Below are 23581 nucleotides of genomic sequence, written 5' to 3' on the forward strand. Positions count from 1 at the left end.
ATGACAGCTGCCAACCAGGTGCAATCACCGGTCAACAAGCCTCGGACCCCTCCGTTCAAGGTGGCGGGCCTGGTGCTCCTCGTCGTCGTGGCGATCGTTCTCACGCTCGTCGGGTTGCAGTTCCGGGGGTACTTCGCCAACCCCGAGAAACTGACGCTGATCGCCGAGCGGTCGGGCCTCTCGATGGACCCGGGCTCGAAGGTCACGTTCAACGGCGTCGAGATCGGCCGCGTCGCCGACATCGTCGAGGTCGAGAAGGACGGCGTGCCGATGGCTCAGGTCACGCTCGACGTCAACCGCAAGTTCGTCAGCCTCATCCCGCAGGACGTCAACGCGGAGATCAAGGCCAGCACCGTGTTCGGCAACAAGTACGTTGCCTTCGCCTCGCCGCAGGCGACGCAGCCGAGCCAGCCCATCAATCCGGCCATCGCGATCGAGGGATCGCACGTGACCACGGAGTTCAACACGCTGTTCGAGACGGTGGTCTCGGTGGCCCAGCAGGTCGACCCGGTCAAGCTGAACGAGACGTTGACCGCGACGGCTCAGGCGCTCGATGGGCTCGGCACCCGGTTCGGCGAGTCGATCGAGAACGGCAACGCGATCCTCGCCGACGTCAACCCGCTGATGCCGAGGATCCGCGAGGACAACCAACGGCTGGCAGACCTGGCCGACGTGTACGCCAACGCTTCCCCCGATCTGTTCGACGGCCTCAACAACGCCGTCACCACCGCCAAGACGCTCAACGAGCAGCAGAAGAACATCGACCAGGCCCTGATGGCTTCCGTCGGGTTCGGCAACACCGCCGGTGACGTCTTCGAGCGCAGCGGCCCGTACCTGGTCCGCGGCGCCAAGGACCTGGTGCCGACCAGCGCCCTGCTCGACGAGTACAGCCCCATGCTGTTCTGCACCATCCGCAATTACCACGACGTGAACCCGAAGATCGCCTCGTCACTCGGTGGCAACGGCTACTCGCTGAACACGCACTCGGAGATCCTGGGTGCGGGCAACCCCTACGTCTATCCCGACAACCTGCCCCGGGTGAACGCCAGCGGCGGCCCCGAGGGTCGGCCGGGCTGCTGGCAACCGGTCACGCGCGACCTGTGGCCGATGCCCTACCTGGTGATGGACACCGGCGCCAGCATCGCGCCGTACAACCACATCGGGTTCGGTCAACCGTTCGCCATCGAATACGTCTGGGGACGCCAAATCGGGGAGAACACGATCAACCCATGAGAATCACCGGTACAGCGATCAAGCTCGGCGCCTTGTCTCTGGTGCTGTTGCTGTTCACCGCGGTCATCATCGTGGTGTTCGGGCAGATGCGGTTCGACCGCACCACGGGATACTCCGCGATCTTCAAGAACGTCAGTGGGCTGCGGGCGGGCCAGTTCGTTCGCGCCTCCGGCGTCGAGGTCGGCAAGGTCGAGAAGGTCGAACTCGTCAACGGCGGCAACGAGGTTCAGGTCGACTTCAACGTCGACCGGTCGTTGCAACTCTTCCAGGGCACCACGGCCTCGGTCCGGTACCTCAACCTCATCGGCGATCGGTACTTGGAGCTCAAGCGCGGTGAGGACAACGCCGTGCTCCCCGCCGGCGGGACCATCCCGAACAGCAGGACCGAGCCTGCGCTCGACCTCGACGCGCTGATCGGTGGATTCCGGCCGCTGTTCCAGTCGCTGGACGCCGACAAGGTCAACAACATCGCCCAATCGATCATCACGATCTTCCAGGGCCAGGGCGGCACCATCAACGACATCCTCGACCAGACCGCGTCCCTGACCTCGGCGCTGGCCGACAGGGATCAGGCCATCGGCGAGGTGGTGAACAACCTCAACACCGTGCTGGCGACCACCGTCAAGCATCAGCAGCAGTTCGACGAGACGCTGCAGAACTTCGAGACCCTGGTCACCAGCCTGAAGAACCGGGCCGATCCGATCGCCAACTCGGTCGCCGACATCAGCGACGCCGCGGGCTCGGTCGCCGACCTGCTCGGTGACAACCGGCCGCTGTTACAGCGGACGGTGACCAGCCTGGAGATCCTCCAGCAGCCCCTCGTCGATCAGCGGGCGGAGGTCAACAGCACTCTGATCCAGATTCCCAACGCGCTCAAGATCATTGGACGTGCGGGCGGTGTGTACGGCGACTTCTTCAACTTCTACGCGTGCGACGTCACGCTGAAGCTGAACGGCTTGCAGCCCGGCGGCCCGGTCCGCACGGTCAAGGTCTGGTCGCAGCCATCGGGTAGGTGCACGCCGCAATGAGGACACTCGAGGGCGACAACCGGATCCGCAACGGGTTGATGGGCATCATCATCCTGGTGCTGGTCATCGGTGTGGGCCAGAGCTTCGCCAGCGTGCCGATGATCTTCGCGGCGCCCAAGTTCTACGCCCAGTTCTCCGATACCGGCGGACTCAACCCTGGCGACAAGGTGCGGATCGCCGGCGTCGACGTCGGCGAGATCCGTTCGTTCGACATCCAGGGCGACAAGGTGGTGATCGGGTACACGCTCGACGGCACCACCATCGGCACCGACAGTCGCGCCAACATCCGCACCGACACGATCCTCGGCCGGAAGAACCTCGAGATCGAGCCGAAGGGCTCGACTGCGTTGGCCGCCAACGGAATTCTGCCGCTCGGTCAGACCACGACGCCCTACCAGATCTACGACGCCTTCCTCGACGTCAGCAATGCGACGCAGGGGTGGGACACCCAGAGCGTGAAGCAGTCGCTGAACGTGTTGTCCGAGACCATCGATCAGACCTACCCGCATCTGAGTGCGGCGCTGGATGGTGTTGCCAGGTTCTCCGACACGATCGGCAAGCGCGACGAGGACATCAAGCAGCTGCTGGCCAACGCGAACAAGATCGCAGGCGTGCTCGGCAGCCGCAGCGAGCAGATCAACCAGCTGCTGGTCAACGCGCAGACCCTGCTGGGGGCCATCAACGAGCGGTCGTACGCCGTGAGTCAGCTGCTCGAACGCGTCGGCGACTTCTCCGCGCAGGTAAAGGGCTTCATCGACGACAACCCGAACCTGAACAAGGTTCTGACGCAGCTCAATACGATCAGCGACGTGCTGGTAGCCAGGAAGTACGACCTGGTCGACACGTTGACCACGCTGGCCAAGTTCACCGCGTCGCTGGCCGAGGCGCTCGCCTCGGGTCCGTACTTCAAGGTCATGCTCGTCAACCTGTTGCCGTACTGGATCATTCAGCCCTGGGTCGACGCCGCCTTCAAGAAGCGCGGCATCGATCCCGAGGAGTTCTGGCGCAACTCGGGGCTGCCCGAGTTCCGGTACCCGGACCCGAACGGTCAGCGTCAGGCGAACGGCGCGCCGCCGCCCGCACCCACACCGCTCGAGGGCACCGCAGAGCATCCGGGCCCCGCCGTGATCGCCGGCTCGCCGTGCTCGTACGCACCGGGGCCCGGCAACTTCCCGACGCCGGGCAACCCGTTGCCGTGCACGCAGGCCGAGAATGGACCGTTCGGCCCGAACCCGTACGGGGCCAACAACTATGGGCCGCCCGACGTCCTCGGGCTCCCTCCTGACCCGAACGCTCCGCCGCCGGCACCGGGGGTGCCGAGCGCCGCGTTCCCCGGCGAGTTCTCCCCGCCCGTCCAGGGCACCCCGCCGCCCCCGTTCGTTCCTGGCCCGCCGGGAGCCAGGACGGTGCCCCCCACGGATGGTCCGTCGGACCCGTACATCGCCCCCGGATCGCTGCAGGGTGACGGCACCTCGCCACCGCCACCCGCGCTCGTCGGACCGATTCCGCCGCCAGGACCTGGGCCTCAGGTCGGTGGCGCAGGCGTGCCGCTGCCCGGCAATCCGCCGTTCCTCCCGCCCGGATCACAGGGATAGGGGCCAGCAGACATGTCAACGATCTTCAACGTCCGCAACATGAAGTTGCCCGCCCTTTCCAGGGCGTCGGTCATCGTCGGTGCGATCGTCATCATCCTGGCGCTGGTGCTCGGCTACTTCGGCATCCAGCTCTACAAGCGGCTCACCACGACGACGGTCACCGCCGAGTTCGCGCAGACGCTGGCGCTGTACCCCGGTGACAAGGTCCAGATCATGGGGGTGCGCGTCGGCTCGATCGACTCGATCGAGCCTGCGGGCGACAAGATGTTGGTGAAGTTCCACTTCGAGTCGAAGTACAAGGTGCCCGCCAATGTCACGGCGGCGGTGCTGAACCCGAGCCTGGTCGCGTCGCGCACCATCCAGCTGACCCCGCCCTACACGGGTGGCCCCGAGCTGGAGAACGGCGCCGTCATCACCAACGACCGCACCAAGGTGCCCGTCGAGTACGACGAGCTGCGTGACTCCATCAACCGCATCCTGACCGATCTCGGACCCACCCCCGAACAACCCAAGGGTCCCTTCGGCGACATCATCGAGTCGTTCGCCGACGGCCTGCAGGGCAAGGGCCAGGAGATCAACACGACGCTCAACAGCCTGTCGGAGGCTTTGACGACGTTGAACAGCGGGCGCGGCGACTTCTTCGGCGTCATCAAGAGTCTGGCGCTGTTCGTCAACGCCCTTCACAAGAGCGATCAGCAGTTCGTCGCACTCAACGACGACCTCGCGCAGTTCACCAATTCGTTCACCAACACCGACCGCGAAGTGGCGACGGCGTTGCAGGACCTCAACCAGCTGCTCACCACGACGCGTGGGTTCCTGGACGAGAACTCGCAGGTGCTCACGAAGGACGTCAACAACCTCGCCGACGTGACGAACGCGATCCTGCAGCCCGCGCCGCTCAAGGGCCTCGAGACGGGGTTGCACGTCTATCCGAACCTGGCCGCCAACATCGTCAACATCGCGTCGCCGAACGCGGGCGGCATCGTCGGTCTGCCGGTGATCAACAACTTCGCCAACCCAATGCAGTTCCTGTGCAGCTCGATTCAGGCGGGCAGCAGGCTCGGCTACCAGGACTCCGCCGAGCTGTGCGCGCAGTACCTCGCGCCGATCCTGGACGCCATCAAGTTCAACTACCTGCCGTTCGGCATCAACAACTTCAACACCGCGATGACGTTGCCCAAGCAGATCGCCTACTCCGAGCCGCGCCTGCAGCCGCCGCCCGGATACAAGGACACGACGGTGCCGGGCATCTTCTCCCGCGACACGCTGTTCTCCCACGGCAATCACGAGCCCGGCTGGGTCGTCGCGCCCGGCATGCAGGGTGTCGACGTGCAGCCGTTCACCGAGAACATGCTGACGCCGGAGTCGCTGTCGGAGTTGATGGGTGGGCCCGACATCGTCGCACCGCCCGCACCGCCCGCCTTCGGGGTGAACAACGGCAGGCTGCCCGGACCCCCGAACGCCTACGGTGAGAACAGCCCACTGCCCCCGCCGTGGTACCCGCAGCCGGGTCCGCCGCCGGCACCGGCGCCTGGGGTCATCCCCGGCGATCCGGGGGGCGCGCCCTCACCGATGGTCTCCGGCCCGGCTCCTGCAGGCCCGCCGGGACCGCTGCTGCCCGCCGAATCGGGAGGGGGCTAATGCGCAACGTTCTGAAGGGCCGGATGGACCTGTCCCTGGGGCGCATCGCACGGCGCTCCGGTGCCGCGGTGGTCGCCGCGCTGCTGCTGAGCTCTTGCGGCTGGCAGGGCATCGCGAACGTGCCGCTCCCCGGTGGTCCTGGCACCGGAGCGGACAAGATGACGCTCTACGTCCAGATGCCGGATACGTTGGCGCTCAACGTCAACAGCCGCGTCCGCGTGGCCGACGTGTTCGTCGGCAGCGTCCGGGCCATCGAGTTGAAGAACTGGGTGGCGACGCTGACGCTGGACGTGCAGCCGGGCCTCAAGCTGCCGACCAACACGATCGCCCTCATCGGTCAGACGTCCCTGCTCGGTTCCCAACACGTGGAACTCGACGCGCCGATGAACCCGTCGGGCCAGTACCTCAAGAGCGGCGACACCATCGCCATCCGGGACAGTCCCGACTGCCGACCGGCGGGGACACCCGACGAGAACGCGAGCGCGACCTACCCCTGCACTTCGTCGTTCCCGACGACCGAGCGCACACTGGCGAGCATCGCCACGATCCTCACCGGCGGTGGCATCCAAAACCTGGAGACCATCCAGACCGAGGTCGCCAACATCCTGACTGGACGCGGCGATCAGATCCGAGAGTTCCTCGGTCGGTTGGACACCTTCACGGCGGAGTTGAACAACCAGCGCGAAGACATCACCCGCGCCATCGATTCGACGAACCGCCTGCTGGCCATCGTGGCGCAGCGCAACGACACGCTGGATCGGGTCCTGACCGAGTTCCCGCCACTGATCAAGCACTTCGCGGACACCCGGGATCTGTTCGCCGATGCCGTCGTCGCACTGGGCCGGGTCAGCAAGGCAGCCGATGATGCGCTGTCTCAGGCGAATCCGGACATTCACACCAACCTGCAGAACCTCCAGCGGCCGCTGACCCAGCTGGGCAAGGCGTCGCCGTACCTGCTTGGTGCGCTCAAGGTGATCGGCACCGCGCCGTTCAGCATCGAGAACGTGCCGAAGGCCATCCGCGGCGACTACATCAACGTGTCGCTCAACGTAGACCTGACGCTCTCTGCGGTGGACAACGGATTCCTCAGTGGCACAGGCGTATCCGGCATGCTGCGGGCGCTGGAACAGTCGTGGGGTCGCGATCCGGCCACGATGATCCCGGACGTGCGGTTCACCCCGAACCCGCACGACGCGCCCAACGGTCCTCTTGTCGAGAGAGGTGAGTGAGCGATGCTGACCCGCTTCATCAAGATCCAGCTGATCGTCTTCACGATCCTGACGTTGATCGCGCTGGCGGTGCTCGGGCTGTACTACCTGAAGCTGCCAAGCGTGGTGGGCATCGGCCAGTACCAGCTCAAGGCCGACCTGGAGCGGTCCGGTGGGCTGTACGCCACGGCGAACGTGACGTACCGCGGTCAGCAGATCGGCAAGGTCACCGACGTCGAGCCGACCGAGACCGGCGCGATGGCGACCATCAGCATCAACAGCGACTACAGGATTCCGGTCGACACCACGGCCTACGTCCACTCGGTGTCGGCGATTGGTGAGCAGTACCTCGACCTGGTGCCTGCCAGTGCAGACCAGCCTCCGTACCTGTCGGCGGGCTCGACGATCCCGCGGGACAAGACCGTGGTGCCCAGCGAGGTCGGACCCGCGCTCGACGCCGCGAACGACGGCCTCGCGGTGCTGCCGAGGGACAAGATCGACTCCCTGCTGACGGAGACGTCTCAAGCGGTCGGTGGGCTCGGTCCCGCCCTGCAGAGGTTGGTGGATTCGACGACGGCGATCGCGAGCGACTTCAAGGACAACCTGCCGCAGGTCAACGACATCATCAACAATTCGACCCCGATCCTGAACAGCCAGGTCGACTCGGGTGACGCGATCGAGCAGTGGTCGCGGAACCTGAACACGATCACGTCGCAGACCGCCGAGCAGGATCAGACGCTGCGGACGGGCATCCAGCAGGCCGCGCCGACGGCGGACCAGCTGAACGCCGTCTTCGGCGACGTGCGCGAATCACTGCCGCAGACGTTGGCGAATCTGGCGATCGTCACCGATCTGCTCAAGCGCTACAACAAGGGGCTCGAACAGGCATTGGTAATCCTGCCGCAGGGCGCGACCATCGCGCAGGCAGGCACGATCTTCGAGGGCGAGGGCCTGTTGCACTTCGGTCTTTCGATCAACCAGCCGCCACCATGCCTCACCGGGTTCCTGCCCGCTTCGGAATGGAGGTCGCCGGCCGACACCAGCACGGCGCCGCTGCCCGACGGGTTGTACTGCAAGATCCCGAAGGACTACCAGGCCAACGCCGTCCGCGGTGCGCGCAACTATCCATGCGCGGACGTGCCCGGCAAGCGGGCGGCCACGCCCGAGGAGTGCCGGAGCAACACCCCGTACGAGCCGATGGGCACCAACCCCTGGTACGGGGATCCAAATCAGATCCTGACGTGCCCGGCGCCGGGGGCGCGCTGCGATCAGCCGGTCAAACCGGGGTACGTGATACCGGCACCGACCGTCAACAACGGCTTGAACCCGTTGCCCGCCGATCAGTTGCCGCCACCGCAGTCGACGGCGCCGATCAGTGACCCGTTGACGGCCCCTGGCCAGGGCTCCGTCAGCTGCAGTGGCCAGCAGCCCAACCCGTGCATCTACACTCCGGCATCAGGTCCTGCGGCGATTTACACCCCGTCCAACGGGGAGGTCGTCGGACCCGACGGAGTCACGTACTCCGTCACCAACTCAAGTGACCCAGGAGACAACGGATGGAAGGAGATGCTGGCACCAGCCGGCTGAACCCCACCGGAGGGCAGGAGCGCAGCGACTCGGGAGGAGACAGCCCTCCAGAACCCGACACGTCCGACGCACAATCCGAAGAAGAGCAGGATCAGCTCGTCGAAGCAGTAACCGAGGCAGAGGCCCGCGCCGATGTGGACACCGAGCCCACGGCCGACGGGGTCGTCGAGCGCAGGCCCGAACGATTAGGTCGGGGTTGGCTCGTCGCCATCTGCCTGGCGCTCGCCGTGGCCACCGCAGGCGTCGCCGTCGGCGGGTACTTCGCGCACCGCTCGCACGCCCAGAGCGAGGCCATCGCCGCAGAGGACCAGGTCGCCCTTGAGCGCGCCAAGGAGTGCGTCGCCGCAACGCAGGCTCCGGACATCGCCACCCTGACGGCCAGCCAGACCAAGATCATCGAATGCGCGACCGGTCAGTTCGCCGTCCAGGCGAATCTCTTCACCGGCATGCTCGTCGAGGCGTATCAGGCCGCCAACGTCGAGATCCAGGTGTCCGATCTCCGCGGAGCCATCGAGAAACACAACGACGACGGGTCGGTCGACATCCTGGTCGCCGTCCGCGTCAAGGTCACCAACACCCAGGCCGCGAATCAGGAGACGGGTTACCGGCTGCGCGTGAACATGGCGCCCGCCGACGGGACCTACAAGATCTCCGACCTCGAGCAGGTCACGTCGTGACGGTGGTGTTGGACAAGACGTCGTCGAAGGCAGACAGCGCGGACGACACCGCCGTCGGCGCGGTTCGGTACGCCTCCTGGCCGGCACGTGCCGCCGCGTTCGGCCTGGACTTCCTGCCCGGTGTCGCAGTCATCGCGACCATGGCGCTGTTGGCCATCACGACGCCTCGGGGCGGCTGGCTCTGGTGGGTGTTCACGGGGGTGGCCGCGGTCGCGGGCCTCGCGATGATCGTGAACCGGCTGGTGCTGCCGCCCTTGACCGGCTGGACCCTCGGGCGCGCCGTGTGCGGCATCCGGGTGGTGGCCCGCGGCGGCGACGGGGTGGGGAGCCTGCGACTGCTTGGCCGCGACCTCGCCCACCTCCTCGACACGGCTGCGTTGTTCCTGGGATGGCTCTGGCCGCTGTGGGATGGCCGGAACCGGACGTTCGCCGACCTGCTTCTGCGCACCGAGGTGTACGCGCTGGAGTCCACCGAGGCGCCCGAGCGGGACGTCCGACGGATCGCCGGGGTGGTGCTCGTCGCGGCGGCCGTGGTGTGCGGGGCTGGTACCGGCCTGGGTTATCTGGAGGTGTACCGGCAGGACGTCGCGGTCGAGCAGACGCGCGCCGAGATCACCGAGCAGGGCCCCCGCATCGTCGAGCAATTGCTGAGTTACGGCATGCAGACGGTCAACGACGACTTCAGCAGGGCCCAGTCGTTGGTGACCGACGACTACCGGGAGCAGCTGACCGCGCTTCAGCAGCGCGTGCAGAAGGCCGGCGTCATCAACAACGAGTACTGGGCGGTGAGCAGCGCCGTGCTTTCGGCCTCGAAGGACAGGGCCGCCATGCTGCTGGCCCTGCAGGGGCAGCGTGGCAACGATCAGCAGGATTTGAGATTCATCACCGCGACCGTGCGGGCGGACTTCGTCAAGACCGGCGACAAGTGGCAGGTCTCGGCCCTCACGGTGCTCAAGAAGCCCAGGTCGAATGACGTCGAACCGGCTGCCGAGCAACCCAGCGAGCCGGGTCGATGAGCCCGCGGCGCAGGATCGACGACACCGTCGTCGACTTCCTCGAAGCGCATCCCTACGAGCCGAAGCGGCCCACGCGCTGGGGCCTGCCGCTGACGGCGGTGCTGGCGTTCGTTCTGGTGGCGGCCGCCATCGCCGGGAGCGCCATCTTGGCCTACCGCCACGAGAGCTACCGCAACATTCAGGTCCGCGACGCCGCCGCGCTCGGCTACGTGCGAGGCTTCATGACCACCTATACGACGCTGGATCCCTTCAATGCCAACGCCTACGCCGACAGGGTCCTCGCTCAGGGCACCGGCCAGTTCGCCACGTCGTTCAAGGAGAAGGTCAACGAGATCGTCGTCCAGGTCGCCCGTGCCGAACCCACCACCGGATCGGTGACCGAGGCCGGGGTCCAGCGGTGGAACGACGATGGCAGCGCCGACGTTCTGGTGGCCACCACCATCAAGACCACCGGCCCGGATGGCAAGACTCCGGTCGAAAGTGGAAACCGTTGGGTGGTAACGACTATCGAGGAGGGACAGCAGTGGAAGATCAGTCAGCTGATTCAGGTGATCTGACCACCACGACCCCGGAGGAAGCTGCCACCGCCTCGGTCCCGCAGGGCAAGGCGGCACGCAGCCGCCATCGCCTACCGCGGCAGAAGGCAGGGCAGCTCCCCGAGACCGTGGACGACGTTGCAGAGGAAGGGGTTGCAGCGGAACAGGTTGCGGCGGAAGAGGGCTCGACGGAAGTAGTCGAGACCGAGCCGGACGAGCCCGCCGTCGTCGTGGAGCCCGAGCCCGCCGTCGAGCCCGTGCCCACACGGCGCAAACTGTCATGGCGGCGCGCCAAGACACCGGTCGTCCCGCCTGCACCCGTGCCCGACGTCGACGAAGCCGCCGCAGCCGACGAGGTGGTCGAGGGCCCTGCCGTCGACTCCGACGCTGCTGCAGAGCCACCCGTGATCGAGCAGGACGTGATCGGGCAGGACGTGGCCGGGCAAGACGGGGCCGACGGCGACGAGACCACTGCCGCCGAGCCCGAACCCGACGCCGTTCTGGTGCCGCACCGCCCAGCGGGACCGCTGCTCAAGGCGACCGCGGTCGCAGCCGGCGTGCTCTTCATCGCCGCGGGCGCGTTCGCAGGGGCGTCATTGCAGCCCTACCTCGCCGACCGTGCCGCGGTGCACGAGAAGTTCGAGATCGCCGAGACCGCCGCCAGTGCGATCACCACGCTGTGGACGTACACGCCCGAGGACATGGACCAGCTTCCCGAGCGCTCGGCCAAGTTCCTCGGCGGTGACTTCGCCAGCGAGTACCGGAGCTACATCGACGGGATCGCCGAGACCAACAAGCAAGCTCAGGTCACCAACAACACCCAGGTGCTCGGGGCGGCCGTCGAGTCGCTGGGTCCGACGGACGCGACCGCGCTGGTGTACACGAACTCGGTGGCCACCAGTCCGTTGACCAAGGGGATCCCGTCGCTTCGCTACATCTCCTACCGGCTGTCGATGGTCAGGGCCGGGAGTCGTTGGCTCGTCACCCAGATGGTGGCGGTGACCAAGCTGGACCTCACGCCGCGGATCTAAGCCGCCGCCTAGGCTGACCACATGCCTGCCGTTCTCGTCACCGGCGCCGGGCGATCACGCGCGTCGGCGTCGTCGACGACGCGGGTGTCGTGGTGAACGGACTGCTGGAGGCCGTGAGCTCGGATCGGTGGCGAAAGTCATTGGATGGCAGCGATATCAGCGTCACGGGCCAACTCGCGGGGTACTGCCGAGGCTGCGGTGCTGGACCTTTCGCACGGTGACGGGTCAGCCATGACGAATAGCGCGCCTCACTTCGTCAAGCGCAACGCCAACGCGCCCCGCGACTTCTTTGGTTGCGAGGCCGCCGGTCTGCGCTGGCTCGGCGCCGTGGATGGGGGAGTGCCGTGCGTCCGGGTGATCCGGCACGATGCGACCAGCCTCACCCTGGAGCGGTTGGCGCCGGTGCGCCCGGACCGGGCGGCGGCCCATGAGTTCGGTCGTCGTTTGGCCCGCACGCACGATGCGGGCGCGCGGCGGTTCGGCGCCGCGCCCGACGGTTGGACTGGGCCAGGCTTCTTCGGTCCGCTCGACCAACCGCTGCCGATGGCGTACTCGGTCGACCGGAGTTGGGGCCGGTTCTACGCGGCGCATCGGCTGGTGCCGATGGTGGAGCGCGCCGGGTCACTCTTGAACCGGGTCGTTCGCGAGGCCATCGCCGAAGTGGTGAAGCGTTGCGAGAACGGTGATTTCGACGACGGCGACCAACCGTCGCGACTGCACGGTGATCTGTGGAGCGGCAACGTCATGTGGACTGCCCAGGGCGTGGTGCTGATCGATCCGGCGGCGCACGGCGGGCATCGTGAGACCGACCTCGCGATGCTGGCGTTGTTCGGGTGTCCGTTCTTGGGGGCCGTGATCGACGGCTATCAGACGCAGAATCCGCTACGCGCCGGATGGCAGGCCCGAGTCCCGCTGCACCAGCTGCATCCGTTGCTGGCCCACGTCGTGCTGTTCGGATCCGGTTACGTGCGCGGGGTGGCCGACGCAGCCGATGCAGCTTTGGCCCTTGACGCCCCGCACGGCTGAGGTCAGATGAACGCGAGCCAGCTCGGGAGGGCGCGCTCGCGCGCGTCGCACAGCACCTGCATGGTGTCGCACGAACCCTTCGGAACGCCTGCGCCTGCCCACATGCCGCCGGTGTCGCGACGCAACACGATGGCCGACGAGCCGCCGCCGTCGAGCAGGATCGCGGTGTCGCTGCCGAGCCCGCGGAACAGGTCCTGGATCTGATCGGGCGTGTAGCTGCCACCCTGGAAGACGTACATCTCGTCCTTGCCCTTGGCGTAAGCCAGCGCCGTTCGGGCGGCACTCGGCCCGCCGTCATTCATTTGGCCAGTGTCCCCAGGTGCGAGCAGACCAAGGCCGCTGACGGCCACGAACCGGGTGCCGTTGTCCATCAGGTCGGCGATCACCGGTGAGGCGGCGTCATAGTCGTCGGGCGATCTCGGGGGGACGATGAAGGGCGCGCCGCCGACGGGAAGGACCATCGTCGTCAGCGCCGTCCACACTTCGTCACCCCCGGACAGAGCCTGCTTGCCTGCGTAGGCGATGGTCCCGGTGACCGCGACGTTGGTCTTGCCGCCGCCGCGCGTGTTGTCGACGTAGGCCCCGAGCGGCGAGCTGCACCCCGTCGTCTTCCACGACCCGCCCTTTTGGCTCCGCACGTCGAAGAAGTTGGCGTTGATTGCGATCGTCGGCTGCCCGAGTGCCTGCCACGCCTGCAACGGAGTGAACGTCTCCGAGGCCTGCCAGAGGCCCTCGCTGGTACGCGCCGCCGGACTGCGCTCACAGCGCGCCTGGTACCCGCGGTGGGAATCCAGCAGCAACTTGGGCGACAGTCGTCCCGACGCGCCCTTGATGATCATCAGATGGCCGCCGCTGCCCATCTCGTACCAGTTGCCCGCTGCGTCGAGCATCGGTGCGGGGTTACCGCCGCCGAAGTTGTAGACCAGGTATGAACCGCGAGTGGTGGCTATCGCGGCTGCGAGCAGTTCGCGGGCGTCCGCGGCGCGCGCCACGGGTGCCATCACGATGGCCGCCAGCGCCGCACCGAGCGTCAGAATGGTCGCGAAGGCGGTGAATCTCTGGAGGTTCGCGGTGCTAGTCGACACGCTTGGCCCCTGTCACGAAGTTGCTGTGGAACACGACACCGCTATCACATCTGACGCACCGACCGCTTTGGTCTCGGCGTCGTCTCGGTTTCGCATCTGTTCATTGGCAAACGGTTCGTGGCCGCACGGGAGACCCACTGGAGTCCACGATTCGGCCGTGGCCATCCGCGAGGTCGGGAGTGATTCCCGCTGACGCGGGTAATACCCACGCATGCCTTCAGTGTCACGAACCTTCAACGTCGCCGTCCCCCCGGACCGCGTCATCGACTACCTCAAGGACTTCGGCAACGCCGAAGAGTGGGATCCCGGCACGGAGTCATGTACCCGTGAGGGCAGCGGTCCCATCGACGTCGGGGCTTCCTGGCGCAACGTGTCCAAGATCTTCGGAGTGACCGCCAAGCTCACCTACACCCTGGACAAGCTGAGCAACCGCACGCTGGTCTTCGTCGGCAAGAACGACTCGTCGACGTCCGTCGACACCATCACGGTCGACGCCTCTGGTGCGGGATCGGTCATCACGTATGAGGCCGATCTGGAGATGCATGGCGCTGCCAAGCTGATCAGCCCTGCCATGAAACTCGTCTTCGAGAAGCTCGCCAACGACACCGAGAAGCAGATGACGACGGTCCTCAACGGCCTCTAGGGGCGCGGCGGCGCCACTCGGTAAATGGCGTCCGCGTAGTCGTCGGTGACGTACAGCGCGCCGTCGGGACCCGTCACCGCGGCGACCGGCCTGCCCCACCGAGAGCCGTCGTCGGCCTGGAAACCGCCGACCAGTGTCTGCTGATCTCCGAGACCACCGTTCTGCCACGGGAAGAACGACACCTCGGGGGCGCGCGGCGGCTGACGGTTCCACGAACCGTGCACACCGACCAGGGCACCGCTCGCATACGGCGCGGGCAGTGCTCCGTCGTCGAAACTCAAGCCAAGCGGGGCCGAGTGCGCACCCATGCTCTGCTCGATGGCGGGGAGCGCCGCGCAGTCGAGCCGACTGCCGTCGGCGTTGGTCTGCACGTCGCGGATCAGCGGTAGATTGGCTGGTCCGCCGTCCGGATTGCAGTAGGGCCAACCCAATTCGCGACCCGGGGTCAACTTCGCGAGGGACTCCGGGGGGTTCTCGTCGACGTAATCGGGAACCACCTGGCCGTAGCTTGGCCCCTCGTCGGCGACCGCGACGTTGTCGCGGTTGTTGACGGCGGTCCACACCGAGCCGTCGGGGGCGACCGCCAGGCCGGTGCCGTTGCGGACACCCGTGGCGAACGGCTGGTACGGTCCGCCGCCGGGCGGGATCCGCATGATGGTGGCGCGCTGCGGCGTGGCGTCGCGATCCTCGGCGGAGACGTTTCCGGTCGAACCGATCGAGAAGTACACGGCGCCATCGGGTCCCACGGCGACGCTCTTCAAGGCATGCGAGTAGGCGCCGCCGAGTTCGGGGCTCCTCGCGTCGGGTAATCCGGTCGCCACGGTGCGCGGCCGGTTCACGACGCCGTTCTCGTAGTCGAACGCCACCACCTCGTCGCTCTCGGCGATGTAGAGGGTCGAACCGGCGAAGGCCAGGCCGTGCGGTTGGTTCATGCCGTTGAGGAGCAGGAGCATCTGCGGTCCCGCGCCGGTCGGCTGCAGTTTGATGACCTGCCCGGCGCTGGGGATCGACACTAGGAGACTGCCGTCCGGGGTCCAGGCCGCTAGTCGTGGCTTGGGCACCCGCGCCCACACCGACATGGTCCAACCGTTGGGCACCAACGCCTTTCGGGGTACGTCGAACGGCGCGGCGTTGAGATCGTCGGGAACTTGCACGGTCACCTCGACCAGACCCGCCTCCGCGGGCGGCCGCGTCGTCGTCGTCGCTGCCTCGGTCGGTGCCTGCGGAGTACTCGACGAGCACCCCGCCAGCAGAAGGACGCCGATGGCGCCGACCGCACCCGTTGCCTTGAACGCCTTACGCCGCAGCCAAACCCGCATGCATCTCCCAGATCAGGATTTCCGATGATTCCGTCGCGGTGACCCGTTGGCCACCGGATGCGGTGAAGCGCACCGCGTCACCTTCGTGGAGCGGGCCAGCGCCCTCCAGCACCACCTCGCCGCGGGGGACGAACAGGTGCAGATAGGGGGCCTGCGGCAGTTCGACGCTGTCGCCGGGCTGCAACCGCGCTCCACGCAGGGCTGCGTACTTGTTGCTGATGGTGATGGCGGCGTCACCCGAGTGTTCGGGCATGCCCGTGGCGATGGTCACCAGCTTGCCGCGCAACAGTTCGTCGTCGATCTCGAGCTGCTGGTAGCCGGGGGTGATGCCCGACTCGTCGGGTACGACCCACATCTGCACGAAGTGCACGGGGTCGGCGTGTGAGCTCTCGCCCGTCAACGTCCAGGAGTCGTTCTTCTCCGAGTGCATGATGCCGCGCCCCGCCGACATTCGCTGTGCCAGGCCGGGATAGATGACGCCCGAATGGCCGGTGGAGTCCTGGTGAACCAACGAGCCGCGCAGCACCCAGGTGACGATCTCCATGTCACGGTGGGGATGGGTGTCGAATCCCTTGCCCGGCTTGACCACGTCGTCGTTGTTGACGAGCAGCAGTCCGTGATGGGTGTTGGTGGGGTCGTAGTTACCACCGAACGAGAACGAGTGCTTCGAGTCGAGCCAGGAGATCTTGGTGCTGGCCCGGTCCTGCGCGCGTCGGATCTCGACGATGTCAGTGGTGGTCATGGAAGAGCTCCTCGGGGATCATTTGCCAGCCTAGGTGGCTGTCACTGGACACGACAACTTAAATGATGTGTCATATATTCCATGTGGCTGAGCGACGATCAACAGCGAGTGTGGCGCAACTACCTGGCGATGAGCGCCGGGCTGCAGATCGAGATGAACCGCCAACTGCAGCGCGACTGCGGGCTCTCGCTGGCCGACTACGACGTGCTCGTCGCGCTGGCGGAGCTCGCGGTCTGCCGGGTCAACGAGCTCGGCGACCGGTTGGGGTGGGAGCAGAGCAGGCTGTCGCACCAGCTGCGACGGATGCGTTCCCGCGGGCTCGTCGAACGTCGCGGCGCGGACGACGACCGCAGGGGGGCCACGGTCGAGCTGACCGACGCGGGACGGTCCGCGCTGGAGTCGTCGGCGCAGGGTCACGTCGAGCTGGTGCGCACCGTCGTGTTCGACGGGGTGAGTGCAGCCCAACTGCGCGCGTTGGACGGTTGGACGTCGCAGGTCCTGGCACGGCTCGGGGAGGGCTCTGCTTAATCTGTCAGCGTGGACATCAACGGAGCTAGCGCAATCGTCACCGGAGGTGCGTCGGGTATCGGCGCCGCATCTGCCCGCAAGTTGGCCGAAAGGGGAGCCAAGGTCGTCATCGCGGATCTGCAGGCAGAACGCGGCGAGGCCCTCGCCAAGGAACTCGGGGGTGCCTTCGTCAGCGTGGACGTCACCGACACCGCGCAGATCGAGGTCGCCGTCAACGCGGCCACCGAACTCGGCCCGCTGCGGGCACTGGTCAACTCGGCAGGCATCGGGTGGGCCCAGCGCACGATCGGCAAGGACGGCGAATTCGCGTCGGCACACAACCTCGACGCCTACAAGAAAGTGCTCGCCATCAACCTGGTGGGCACCTTCGACTGCATCCGCTTGGCTGCCACGGCGATGAGCCGCAACGAGCTCACCGACACCGGCGAGCGAGGCGCGATCGTCAACATGACCAGCGTCGCGGCCTTCGACGGCCAGATCGGCCAGGCCGCCTACTCGTCGTCAAAGGGTGGCGTCGTCGGTCTGACCCTGCCGGTGGCCCGCGACCTGTCCGCGTCCGCCATCCGCGTCAACACCGTGGCGCCGGGACTCATCGACACCCCGATCTACGGCGAGGGCGAGGCGTCGGAGGCATTCAAGAAGAAGCTCGGTGAATCGGTGCTCTTCCCGCATCGCCTTGGGCAGCCCGAGGAGTTGGCGTCGATGGTCATCGAGCTGATCACCAACTCGTACATGAACGCCGAAGTCGTCCGTGTGGACGGCGGTATCCGGATGCCGCCGAAGTAGCCTCGTCGAGTGGCCAGTTAGCGCACGCCTTTTCGCGAATTGCGTGGGATAAGTGGCCACTCGCGCCTGTGGATAACTTGAGCACGACACGGCGGATTCGTCGCATCGTGGGCTGGTGACCTCCGACTGGCCCTTCCTGGGAAGTGAAGCACTGGCTCGCGGCGCCGTGAGCAGGAGGGCGCTTGGTCATGGGTATGTCCGCGTCTACCGCGACGTCTACGTGCCACGGGGTGTAGTGCTGACGGCTGCCGATCGTGCGGTCGCGGCGTGGCTGTGGTCGGGGCGGGATTCGACGATGGCGGGTCTGTCGGCCGCGGCGTTGCAGGGCGCAAAGTGGATCGACCCCGCGAGGCCCGCCGAGCTGTTCCGTCGCAACGGAAAAGCGGCCGCCGGCATTCTGATCCATCGTGACGAGCTATCCGCCGACGAGCATCGGTACATCGGCAGGATCGCCGTGTCGACGCCAGCCAGGACGGCGTTCGACCTGGGGCGGCGGCCGGGACGCACCGCAGCCGTGGTCCGGATCGACGCGCTGGCCAACGCGACGGGTCTGCGCATGTCGACAGTTGCTGAGCTGATCGGGCGGCATCCCGGTGTCCGGGGCTTGGCGCAGCTGCGCGAGGTGATCGGGCTCGTCGACGGGGGCGCGGAATCGCCGCAGGAGACCAGAACGCGTTTGGTGCTCGTCGATGCGGGACTACCGCGGCCAGAGACCCAGATCGTGGTCGACGATTGGCGCATCGACATGGGGTGGCGGGAGTTCAAGGTCGGTGTCGAGTATGACGGCGTACAGCATTGGACCGACCCCCGCCAGCATCAGCGCGACATCGACCGCCTTGCGGAGCTGCTGGCCAGGGGGTGGCTGATCGTGCGAGTTAGCGCCGACATGCTGCGCGCCCGCCGCGACGTGATCATGCTCAGGACCTGCCAGGCACTTCGCCAAGCCGGTGCCGAATGGCCAGTTGTCACACGTCTTTTGGCCAATTGCGTGGCGTAAGTGGCCACTCACCCGCCTACAACGAGGTGGGCAGCCCGAACTTCTCGAACAGGCCGTTGCCGACCGCGTGGAACGCGACCACGTGGGAGACCCCGCCGCGGCGCACCTCCAGCACGTGCAGCTGGAACTCCTCGTGCGCGCCCGTCTGGCGGTTGAGCATGTACAGCGCGGCGGCGGGCTGACCGTTGGCGGTGGTCTGCACGAATCGCATGTCGCCTGCGCCCTCGGCGGGGCAGTGCGTCTTGGACAGCGTGACGATGTCCTCCGGACCCTGATACCAGCCGTCGAACGGTGGCATCTCGAAGACCGCGTCGGCAGTGAAGAGCTCGACCAGCTTGTCGATGTCGTAGGTCTCGAAGGCTGCGATGTACTTCGCCAGAAGATCCCGCGCTTCGGGCGACTCCGGCGCGGCGACGTCGTCGTCCTGGCTGGGGTGCACCGCGTCGAGTTGTGCGCGGGCCCGCTGTAGCAGGCTGTTGACCGCGGCGGTGGACAGACCCACGGCGTCCCCGACCTCGGCAGCCTTCCACTGCAGCACTTCGCGCAACACCAGCACCGCCCGCTGGCGCGGCGACAGATGCTGTAGCGCGGCGACGAACGCCAACCGGACCGCGTCACGGGATTCGACGATCACCGACGGGTCCGACGGGTGCTCGCGAGGGGAGTCCGGTAGCGGCTCCAGCCAGGTGATCTCGTCGTTCTGGGCGATGTCGCCCGTGGGATCGGAGCTCGGCGCCCCGAGGCCGGTGGGCAGCGGCCTGCGCTGGCGCCCGTCGAGGGCGGTGAGGCAGGTGTTGGTGGCGATCCGGTACAACCACGTCCGGATCGACGACCGGCCCTGGAACCCCTCGTAGGACTTCCAGGCGCGCAGGTACGTCTCCTGGACCAGGTCCTCCGCATCGTGAAGCGACCCCGTCATGCGATAGCAGTGCGCCATGAGTTCCCGCCGGTAACGCTGCGCATCGGCGAGGAAGGCGTCTTTCGAGTCGAAGCTCTCGGCAAGCACGCTCACCTCGATGAGCCTACCCAGAGGGTCCGACAGGTGGTAGCGCCATCGCCAAGCGCGTTCAGCATGGCCCGCTAGTCTCCCCTGATGGCCACATCTGCTGACTCCTCGCGCGAAGGCTCGTCGGTCACCCGCAGCGAACGCAGCTTCGACGGTGTCGGCGGCACTCGGATCGTCTACGACGTGTGGACACCCAACACCGATCCCACCGGGGTGGTGATCATCTGCCACGGTTACGCCGAACACGCCCGCCGCTACGACCACGTCGCGCAGCGGTTCGGCGAAGGCGGACTCATCACCTACGCGCTCGACCTGCGCGGCCACGGCAGGTCTGGCGGCAAGCGCGTCTATCTGAAGGACATCTCCGAGTACACCGACGACTACCACCACCTGGTCGGCATCGCGACGGCGGCGCACCCGGAACTCAAGCGCGTCGTGCTTGGCCACAGCATGGGCGGCGGCGTGGTGTTCTCCTACGGTGTCGAGCACCCCGACGACTACGCACTGATGGTGTTGTCGGGACCCGCGGTCAACGCCCAGGACGGAGTCTCGCCGGTGATGATCGCCGTCGCCAACGTCGTCGGTAGCGTCCTGCCCGGCCTGCCCGTCGAGAACCTCCCGACCGAGGCGGTGTCGCGCGACCCCGAGGTGGTGGCCGCGTACATGGCCGACCCGATGGTGCATCAGGGCAAGCTCCCCGCGGGCATCGCCAAGGCGCTCATCGGCGTCGGGGAGACGATGCCTCAGCGCGCTGCCGCGCTCACCGCGCCGCTTCTGGTCGTGCACGGCGGTCAGGACAAGCTGGTTCCGGTCGACGGCAGCCGCAGGCTGGTCGAGTGCGTCGGCTCCAGCGACGTCAACCTCAAGGTCTACCCCGAGCTCTACCACGAGGTCTTCAACGAGCCCGAGAAGGCGGTCGTGCTCGACGACGTGGTGGCCTGGATCGAGGTTCGCCTGTGAAAGCCGTTGGCCGACTAATTGTTTTGCTATTCGTCGCGATCCTTGCCGTGGCAGGCTGTTCTTCTGAGGACGGCGCGTCCGCCCCGCAGGGACAATCCGAGCAGGCGGGTGGGTGGGTCGACGATGACGTCACCTTCACCGCCGACGGCCTCACGCTGTACGGCACCTACCGCCACGTGAAGGACGCGCCGAAAGGCCCTGCCGCGCTGCTCATCTCGGAGAGCGGCAACACCGATCGCAACGGCGACAACGCCGTAGCCGGACCGGTGGGCAACATGCGCCAGCTCGCCGAGTACCTGTCCGGCAAGGGCATCGCCACGCTGCGCTACGACAAGGTGGGCACGGGTAAGACCGGACTCGGACCCTACGCGCTGCGGCCCGCCGACGTCGGAAGCGCCGTGTACACCGCGGGGGCGAAGGCCGCCGTTCGGTACCTCGCCGGGCAGCCGGGGACCAATCCCGCGGGCATCTCCGTCTACGCGGTCGGCGAGGGCACGGTGCACGCCATCCAGCTGGCCACCGACACCGCGCCCGGCGCCCCGAAGATCCAGGCGCTCGGTCTGTTTCAGCCGCTGTCGGGCCGCTACCTGGACATCATCACCGGCCGCGTGCGTACGGGCATCGACGCCGACGTGAAGTCGGGGGCAAAGACCCAGCAGCAGGCCGACGACGTCCTGAAGGCGTGGCTGGCCGCCGTCGACGAGGCCCGCACCAAGGGCACCGCGCCCGCGCAGATCCCCGAGGGGCTCGGCGCCATCCTCAACCCGGGAAACGTCAAGGCGGTGCTGGAGACGGATGCCGTCGACCCGCTCGCGTTGGCTCCTGCGGTGCCGCCGGGTACCCCGGTGTTGCTCACGTGTTCGGATTCCGACGCTCAAGCATATTGCGGCGCCGAGAAGCCCCTCGTCGACGCGTTGAGCCACACCGCGCTGACTGTCGTCGAACTCAAGGGCGTCAGCCACGTGCTCCGCGACGATCCGACCGACAACGTCGCGAACTACGCCAAGCAGGATCCGTTGTCGCCGCAGCTGGTGTCGGCGATGGACACGTTCGTCGCGAAGCTTCCCGTCCCAGCTCGCTAGACTCCAGCCATGACGAGAGCAGTGGTTGCGCAGAACTACGGTGGACCGGAAGTCCTTGCGCTGCAGGACATCGAGATACCCGAACTCCGTGAAGGTCAGGTGCTGGTCGACGTGCGTGCGGCGGGCACCAACCCGATCGACGTCAAGCTGTACAGCGGGGCGATGGGGCAGGACCCCGCCAGGCTACCCATGCGGTTGGGGCTGGAGGCGGCGGGCGTGGTCGCGGCGATCACCCCGGGAGCGACCGCATACACCGGTCCACTGACAGTCGGCGACGAGGTGATCGTGACCAATGTCGACGGCACCTACGCCGACCAAATCGTGGCAACCGCCGCTGAGCTGGGACACAAGCCGGCAGCGCTGAGCTTTCCCGAGGCCGCTGGGCTGGTGCTCGCCGCGGGCACCGCGTGGCACCTGTTGACGAAGACCGGGGTGGGGACCGGTGACACCGTGCTGATCCACGGCGCCAGCGGCGGCGTCGGGCTGATGGCGGTCCAGCTCGCGGTGGCCCGCGGGGCCACGGTGATCGCCACCGCGAGTCCCGGCAGGCACGCTCAACTGCGGGAATACGGTGCCGAGCCCGTCGCGTACGGCGATGGACTCGCCGACCGGGTGCGGGCGATCGGTCCGGTCGACGTGGCGCTCGACCTCGTCGGCACGGACGAGGCGTTGGACACGTCGGTCGAACTCGTCGCCGACCGCGCCCGCATCGCCTCGATCGCGGGCTTCGAGCGGGGACCAGAACTGGGCATCGCGGTCTTGAGCAGTGCCGATGGTGGTCAGGAGGTCCGCGACGCGGCCCGCCCCGACATCATCGCGCTGGCTGCGGACGGCAAGCTGGTGGTGACCGTGGATCGGACCTTCCCGCTGGACGAGGCCGCCGAGGCGCATCGCTACCTGCAGACCGGGCACGCCGGCGGAAAAGTCGTACTGGTTCCCTAGCGTGGGCATCCATGAGGATCAGCGAGAAGCGAAGCGGGATTGCGCATGAGGATCAGCGAGAAGCGAAGCGGGATCGCGCATGAGGGTCAGCGAGAAGCGAAGCGGGATCGCGCATGACTGACGACAAGATGCTGGCGCGGATTGCCGCGTTGCTGCGCCAGGCGGAGAACACCGATAACGTCCACGAGGCCGAGGCCTTCATGACGGCGGCCCAGCGGCTCGCCACCACGACATCCATCGATCTGGCAGTCGCGAGGGCACATTCGGCGACGAGGACCGCCGCGCAGGCGCCGGTGCAACGCACCATCACCATCGGTGAGGCCGGCACGAAGGGGTTGCGGACGTACGTGCAACTGTTCGTGGCGATCGCCATGGCCAACGACGTGAAGTGTGACGTCGCATCGAACTCCACCTTCGTGTACGCGTACGGATTCGCCGAGGACATCGACGCCGGGCATGCGCTGTACGCCAGTCTGGTGGTGCAGATGGTCAAGGCGGCCGACGCCTACCTCGCGTCCGGTGAGCATCGTCCGACGCCCACCATCACGGCGCGCCTGAACTTCCACTTGGCCTTCGGGGCGCGCGTGGGTCAGCGACTGTCCGAGGCACGCGAGGACGCCAGGCAGGCCGCGACCTCGGGCCGTGATCAGCAGCCCGGTACTGCGGTCGCGTTGCGCAACAAGGACATCGAACTCAAGAGTTTTTACCGGGAGGCGTCCAAGGCGCGCGGCACGTGGCGGGCCACCAGCGCCTCGGCGGGGTACTCGTCGGCGGCACGGCGGGCCGGTGACCGCGCAGGGCGACGCGCCAGGCTCGGTCCCAGTGCCGAATTGGCCGGGGCGCGAAAGACATTGGGTCGTTAGGTCGGGGCCGCGATATCCATCGCTCGAAGGCATGTGAGGCCGAGCGCGCG

Annotated in this window: 23 protein-coding genes; 19 read left to right on the forward strand and 4 right to left on the reverse strand. The window is 67.1% G+C overall.

What is annotated here, in order from left to right:
* The 11 genes from ABW137_RS07815 (at position 1) to ABW137_RS07865 (ending at position 12578) form a co-directional block, all read left to right on the forward strand.
* Positions 1-1233: an MCE family protein gene (locus ABW137_RS07815; protein WP_526398568.1), complete on the forward strand. Its 1233-nt coding sequence runs from the start codon at positions 1-3 to the stop codon at positions 1231-1233.
* Positions 1230-2261, forward strand: a complete 1032-nt coding sequence (locus tag ABW137_RS07820; protein ID WP_526398570.1) for an MCE family protein — start codon at positions 1230-1232, stop codon at positions 2259-2261. The genes ABW137_RS07815 and ABW137_RS07820 overlap by 4 nt, the downstream gene beginning before the upstream one ends.
* Positions 2258-3856 carry a virulence factor Mce family protein gene (locus tag ABW137_RS07825; protein WP_526398572.1) on the forward strand — a complete coding sequence of 533 codons (1599 nt, stop codon included), beginning with the start codon at positions 2258-2260 and terminating at the stop codon, positions 3854-3856. The genes ABW137_RS07820 and ABW137_RS07825 overlap by 4 nt, the downstream gene beginning before the upstream one ends.
* Before the next feature lie 12 nt (positions 3857-3868).
* Positions 3869-5497 carry a virulence factor Mce family protein gene (locus ABW137_RS07830; RefSeq protein WP_526398574.1) on the forward strand — a complete coding sequence of 543 codons (1629 nt, stop codon included), beginning with the start codon at positions 3869-3871 and terminating at the stop codon, positions 5495-5497.
* Between the two features lie 23 nt (positions 5498-5520).
* The gene (locus ABW137_RS07835) at positions 5521-6726 is read left to right on the forward strand and encodes a virulence factor Mce family protein (protein ID WP_526398661.1); all 1206 of its coding nucleotides are present in this window, start codon (positions 5521-5523) and stop codon (positions 6724-6726) included.
* Positions 6727-6729: 3 nt separating this feature from the next.
* On the forward strand, positions 6730-8292 hold the full coding sequence (locus tag ABW137_RS07840; protein WP_526398576.1) for a virulence factor Mce family protein: 1563 nt from the start codon (positions 6730-6732) through the stop codon (positions 8290-8292).
* Positions 8262-8969: an Rv1363c family protein gene (locus ABW137_RS07845; RefSeq protein WP_526398578.1), complete on the forward strand. Its 708-nt coding sequence runs from the start codon at positions 8262-8264 to the stop codon at positions 8967-8969. Before ABW137_RS07840 ends, ABW137_RS07845 begins: the two co-directional genes overlap by 31 nt.
* On the forward strand, positions 8966-9985 hold the full coding sequence (locus tag ABW137_RS07850; protein WP_526398580.1) for an RDD family protein: 1020 nt from the start codon (positions 8966-8968) through the stop codon (positions 9983-9985). The genes ABW137_RS07845 and ABW137_RS07850 overlap by 4 nt, the downstream gene beginning before the upstream one ends.
* Positions 9982-10542, forward strand: coding sequence for an Rv1363c family protein (locus ABW137_RS07855; protein WP_526398582.1), 561 nt, complete (start codon positions 9982-9984; stop codon positions 10540-10542). Before ABW137_RS07850 ends, ABW137_RS07855 begins: the two co-directional genes overlap by 4 nt.
* On the forward strand, positions 10509-11552 hold the full coding sequence (locus ABW137_RS07860; RefSeq protein WP_526398584.1) for a mammalian cell entry protein: 1044 nt from the start codon (positions 10509-10511) through the stop codon (positions 11550-11552). Before ABW137_RS07855 ends, ABW137_RS07860 begins: the two co-directional genes overlap by 34 nt.
* A gap of 144 nt (positions 11553-11696) precedes the next feature.
* Positions 11697-12578 carry a fructosamine kinase family protein gene (locus ABW137_RS07865; RefSeq protein ID WP_526398586.1) on the forward strand — a complete coding sequence of 294 codons (882 nt, stop codon included), beginning with the start codon at positions 11697-11699 and terminating at the stop codon, positions 12576-12578.
* Between the two features lie 2 nt (positions 12579-12580).
* Here ABW137_RS07865 and ABW137_RS07870 read toward each other — a convergent pair whose 3' ends face one another.
* Positions 12581-13663: a phosphodiester glycosidase family protein gene (locus tag ABW137_RS07870; RefSeq protein WP_526398588.1), complete on the reverse strand. Its 1083-nt coding sequence runs from the start codon at positions 13661-13663 to the stop codon at positions 12581-12583.
* Between the two features lie 211 nt (positions 13664-13874).
* On the opposite strand from ABW137_RS07870, the gene ABW137_RS07875 reads away from it, so the two are divergent.
* A complete protein-coding gene (locus ABW137_RS07875; RefSeq protein WP_526398590.1) occupies positions 13875-14306 on the forward strand; it encodes an SRPBCC family protein in 432 nt (143 codons plus the stop codon).
* Here ABW137_RS07875 and ABW137_RS07880 read toward each other — a convergent pair.
* Positions 14303-15625, reverse strand: coding sequence for a PQQ-dependent sugar dehydrogenase (locus ABW137_RS07880; RefSeq protein WP_526398592.1), 1323 nt, complete (start codon positions 15623-15625; stop codon positions 14303-14305). The genes ABW137_RS07875 and ABW137_RS07880 overlap by 4 nt on opposite strands.
* On the reverse strand, positions 15603-16367 hold the full coding sequence (locus ABW137_RS07885; RefSeq protein ID WP_526398594.1) for a pirin family protein: 765 nt from the start codon (positions 16365-16367) through the stop codon (positions 15603-15605). The genes ABW137_RS07880 and ABW137_RS07885 overlap by 23 nt, the downstream gene beginning before the upstream one ends.
* Before the next feature lie 72 nt (positions 16368-16439).
* Here ABW137_RS07885 and ABW137_RS07890 point away from each other — a divergent pair, with 72 nt between their 5' ends.
* The 3 genes from ABW137_RS07890 to ABW137_RS07900 all read left to right on the forward strand — a co-directional run bounded on the left by ABW137_RS07890 (position 16440) and on the right by ABW137_RS07900 (position 18678).
* Positions 16440-16895, forward strand: coding sequence for a MarR family winged helix-turn-helix transcriptional regulator (locus ABW137_RS07890; protein ID WP_526398663.1), 456 nt, complete (start codon positions 16440-16442; stop codon positions 16893-16895).
* A gap of 9 nt (positions 16896-16904) precedes the next feature.
* Entirely contained in the window at positions 16905-17681 is a 777-nt protein-coding gene (locus ABW137_RS07895) for an SDR family NAD(P)-dependent oxidoreductase (protein ID WP_526398596.1), read from the forward strand.
* Positions 17682-17796: 115 nt separating this feature from the next.
* On the forward strand, positions 17797-18678 hold the full coding sequence (locus ABW137_RS07900) for an endonuclease domain-containing protein (protein ID WP_526398598.1): 882 nt from the start codon (positions 17797-17799) through the stop codon (positions 18676-18678).
* 16 nt (positions 18679-18694) lie between these two features.
* On the opposite strand, the gene ABW137_RS07905 is transcribed toward ABW137_RS07900, so the two are convergent.
* Positions 18695-19696 (reverse strand): RNA polymerase subunit sigma-70, encoded by a 1002-nt coding sequence (locus ABW137_RS07905; protein ID WP_526398665.1) that lies wholly within the window; start codon positions 19694-19696, stop codon positions 18695-18697.
* 75 nt (positions 19697-19771) lie between these two features.
* Between ABW137_RS07905 and ABW137_RS07910 the strand changes: the two genes are divergently transcribed.
* From ABW137_RS07910 to ABW137_RS07925, 4 genes are all read left to right on the forward strand, one after another.
* A complete protein-coding gene (locus ABW137_RS07910; RefSeq protein WP_526398600.1) occupies positions 19772-20644 on the forward strand; it encodes an alpha/beta hydrolase in 873 nt (290 codons plus the stop codon).
* A complete protein-coding gene (locus ABW137_RS07915) occupies positions 20641-21726 on the forward strand; it encodes an alpha/beta hydrolase family protein (protein ID WP_526398602.1) in 1086 nt (361 codons plus the stop codon). Before ABW137_RS07910 ends, ABW137_RS07915 begins: the two co-directional genes overlap by 4 nt.
* Before the next feature lie 9 nt (positions 21727-21735).
* A complete protein-coding gene (locus ABW137_RS07920) occupies positions 21736-22668 on the forward strand; it encodes an NADP-dependent oxidoreductase (protein ID WP_526398604.1) in 933 nt (310 codons plus the stop codon).
* A gap of 113 nt (positions 22669-22781) precedes the next feature.
* Positions 22782-23531 (forward strand): DUF2786 domain-containing protein, encoded by a 750-nt coding sequence (locus ABW137_RS07925; RefSeq protein WP_526398606.1) that lies wholly within the window; start codon positions 22782-22784, stop codon positions 23529-23531.
* Positions 23532-23581: the final 50 nt, after the last annotated feature.

It is taken from the genome of Mycobacterium sp. (genome assembly GCF_040509115.1).
Lineage (GTDB): Bacteria > Actinomycetota > Actinomycetes > Mycobacteriales > Mycobacteriaceae > Mycobacterium.